The following is a 1,216-nucleotide window of genomic DNA, read 5'->3' on the forward strand; positions in this document are numbered from 1 at the left end:
GTGTCAGCTCATGCTTGGAGCCGTCGATATGGCTCTTGAAGGTCACGCCCTTCTCGGTCAGCTTGCGCAGCCCCGCCAGCGACATCACCTGAAATCCGCCCGAGTCGGTCAGGATCGGGCGCTCCCAGTTCATGAACTTGTGCAAGCCCCCCAAACGGTCGATGCGTTCCGCCGTCGGGCGCAGCATCAGGTGGTAGGTGTTGCCCAGCAGGATATCGGCGCCGGTCGCGCGCACGCTTTCCGGCATCATTGCCTTCACGGTCGCGGCAGTGCCAACCGGCATAAAGGCGGGCGTGCGGATTTCGCCGCGCGGCGTATTGATGACACCCGCGCGCGCCTTGCCGTCGGTTGCCTTCAGTTCAAAGTTGAAAAGCTCTGCCATCTTCCATTCCTGCCGTTACTATCAAACCGGCACACCGGTGATTCACCCCTAATGCCAAGGAGCCAACTCCATGTCCACAGCCGACGCCGCAGCGCAATTGAAACTCGGCTGGGAGGAATGGGTCAGCCTGCCCGACCTTGGCCTGCCCGCATTGCGCGTCAAGGTCGACACCGGCGCCCGTACCTCCTCGCTGCACGCCACCGGCATTGAAACCTTTGGCCCGGCCAGCGCCCCCAAGGTGCGCTTTATGGTGCATCCCATCCCCGGCCAGTACGATCTGGAAATCCCCTGCTCCGCACTGATCAAGGACCGGCGCGAAGTGACCTCCTCCAACGGCGAAAGCGAAATGCGCTTCGTGATCGAAACCCCAATGGAGATCGCGGGCCAGTCCTGGCCGGTGGAGCTGACGCTGACCGACAGGCGCGGCATGGCAAAACACATGCTGCTGGGCCGCCAGGCGCTGACCGAGAACGTGACCGTGGTGCCCGGCGAACGCCTGTGCCAGCCGGAACTGGATTATTCGGTCTACGCTTCCGCCAGCATCCGCAAGTCCGCCCCGAAACGCGCCCTGCGCATTGCCGTGCTCAGCCGCGAGGACAACTACTCCACCCGCCGCCTGGTGGAAGAGGGCGAAAACCGCGGCCACACAGTGGAGGTGATCAACACCACCCGCTGCTACATGGCGCTGAACGCACTGGCGCCCGAGGTCCATTATGACGGCAAGCGCCTGCCCCGCTATGACGCGGTGATCCCGCGCATCGGCGCCTCCGTCACCCAATACGGCACCGCCCTGCTGCGCCAGTTCGAAACCGTGGGCACCTATTGCATCAACGG

At 63.8% G+C, this 1,216-nt stretch carries 2 protein-coding genes; one reads left to right on the forward strand and one right to left on the reverse strand.

The features are described 5' to 3' along the window. A partial coding sequence (locus A2I95_RS39855; RefSeq protein WP_291737867.1) for a tRNA-guanine transglycosylase occupies positions 1 to 382 on the reverse strand: 382 nt, incomplete at its 3' end. Between the two features lie 70 nt (positions 383 to 452). Between A2I95_RS39855 and A2I95_RS39860 the strand changes: the two genes are divergently transcribed. Further along, positions 453 to 1,216 (forward strand): RimK/LysX family protein (locus A2I95_RS39860; RefSeq protein ID WP_291737868.1); only part of this gene is annotated, 764 nt, incomplete at its 3' end.

The organism is Leisingera sp. F5, assembly GCF_001593695.1.